General features: G+C 38.9%; 2 protein-coding genes. One reads left to right on the forward strand and one right to left on the reverse strand.

Annotated elements, in window-relative coordinates; all coding sequences use genetic code 11:
• Positions 1–211 precede the first annotated feature (211 nt).
• Positions 212–1,636: a TldD/PmbA family protein gene (locus AB1397_03465; GenBank protein MEW6482046.1), complete on the reverse strand. Its 1,425-nt coding sequence runs from the start codon at positions 1,634–1,636 to the stop codon at positions 212–214.
• Between the two features lie 279 nt (positions 1,637–1,915).
• Here AB1397_03465 and AB1397_03470 point away from each other — a divergent pair.
• The coding region (locus AB1397_03470) for a DUF2723 domain-containing protein (protein MEW6482047.1) at positions 1,916–2,465 on the forward strand (550 nt) is incomplete at its 3' end.

A 2,465-nucleotide genomic window follows, 5' to 3' on the forward strand; every position in this document is an offset into this window, starting at 1 on the left:
CATCAACATCCTTGTTGATGTCTATGTATCTTACCTCAAACCCAAGGTTTCCATTTATGGAAAGCCTATGGTCTGGTTGCCCAAAAACAACCCCGCTGACCATCAAACCAAGAAAAATTCTCTTCATTTCTTCCTCCTAAAATTATTTAACTAAATTTATACTATTTATCCCTAATTTTTGTCAAATTTTTTTACTCTCTATGAATTTCTTTCATAAAACCTCTACATCCCTAAACCTTGCAGGTGATACACCATGACCTACATACATCTTCTGGCCTGGTTGTCCTTTACCACAATTGGGAAGGCCATAGATATGCCAATTGTCTTTGTTTGTAATGGCATCACAGGAACTCCAGAACACAGGCGTTATTCCTGTATATACAGGGTCTTTAAAGAGCCTTCCCATTTTTCCTCCCTTTATCTCCCTTGCTACCTCACATCCAAACTGGAAATTAAGCCTTTTGTTATCAATGCTCCAGCATTTGTTTGTCTCAAAGAATAAGCCATCATCTGTATCGGCAATTAGGTCTTCTAATTTCCATTCCCCTGGCTCTAAATTTATATTTGTCATCCTGATAAGGGGAATTCGGTTCCATCCATCTGCCCTCATCGTTCCATTGCTTTTTTGACCAATGGTAGATGCGGTTTCCCTTGAGGTTAAGTATCCAACAAAAATTCCATTTTTTATAATTGGAATCCTTTGAGCGGGAATTCCCTCGTCATCATAGGCAAATGTTCCTAATCCCTTTGGAATTGTTGCATCTGCAAAGACCTGCACAATCTCAGAGCCATATTTAAAGCTATTCATCTTATCAATTGTTAAAAAGCTTGTCCCGGCATATGCTGCCTCTTGTCCCAAAACCCTATCTAGCTCTATTGGATGTCCTATTGATTCGTGAATCTGCAAGGCAAGCTGGGCTTTGTCTAAAATAATGGTTTTCTTTCCAGAAGGACATTTTTCTGCCTTAAGCAATTCTATTGCCTCATCTTTTATTCTTTCTGCATTTCCAAGAAAATCTACCTCTTCAATAAACTCATATCCGCCTGTTATAAAATCTCCCCCAAAATTATTCGGATATGAGCGTGTTTGAACCTCTCCATTACTAACCGCATTACAGGTTATTCCACCTCCACAGCTTATAATCTTTTGAGAAATAAAAGAGCCCTCTGTATTTGCAAAAAATTTTTCTTCAGAAAATGAGAAAATTGACCCTTCTTTTGTCTTTATTTTGGGATTTTTCCCCATAAGCTTGTCACATTCAAGCAAAAGCCCTATTTTCTTTTCAACACTAACATTAAATGGGTCTATTTTACAGGGAGTTTCATAGCTATCTACAATGGGCTTATCTCTTTCAAAAGAAATATCACTTTTTTTGGAAACACTTGAGCTTTTTGCAATCTCTATAGCCTTTTTTACTATGTTTTCGGCTTCCTCTATTCTGGAGGACGAGGCAAATCCCCAAGCACCATCCTTTAAAACCCTTATTCCCAAACCCATCTCTTCACCAAAGAGTGGATAAACGCATCCATCCTTTACAGTAATAGATTCTGTCTTTCTCATTACAACCCTGGCATCTGCATAACTTGCAGCAAGTAGCCTTGCCCAATCAACCGCATTCTTTAAAATATGCTCCATCTTTCAATCACTGCTTTTAATCGGCGGTTTTTTAAATCATAGCCTACCTAAATAGATATAGTATAATCTCTTGCCTAAAACTTCCACAATTTTTTTATTAGACTAAAAAGCTTTACAACAGCTTACGGGAAATATTATCCTAAAAAAGATTGGTAAACTCTGTTAGAATTTCACCCCGTTGATAACATCTACAGGGTTTCCACCCAGGGCATTCTAAGGGAGTAAATCCAAACCCTATGAGATTGATTTTTGGGCTAAAGGCTTGATATAATGGGGGTTATGAAAAGCAAAGATGAGCGGTTAATCCCTCTTAAAACAATAGATTACGCATTCGGCATTCTTGTTTTCTTTGTTTCATTTGGGGTTTATTTGCACACATTAACGCCAACGGTTGGATTCCATGATTCGGGTGAGCTGATCAGCGTTGCCTACACCTTAGGCATTGCCCATCCTCCCGGTTATCCCCTCTATACCTTACTGGGTAAGGTTTTTATCACCTTAATCCCTATTGGAAACATTGCCTTCAGGATGAATATGCAATCAGCTTTATTTGCCTCCCTGACTTGTATGCTGGTCTATTTTATCACCCTGAAGCTTACAAGCTCAATAATTCCATCCATTGTTGCCTCCTTAATCCTGGCTTTCTCATTAACCTTCTGGGAACAAGCTGTGATTGCCGAGAAATACACCCTGAATGCCTTCTTTGCCAGCTTAATTATCTTTATCTTACTTAAATGGGAAGACTCCCGACTCAAGACTCCAGACTCCCGACTCAAGACTCCAGACTCCCGACTTCTTTATCTCTTGTCCTTCCTTCTAGGCCTATCCT

It is taken from the genome of bacterium, from assembly GCA_040756715.1.
Lineage (GTDB): Bacteria > UBA9089 > UBA9088 > UBA9088 > UBA9088 > JBFLYE01.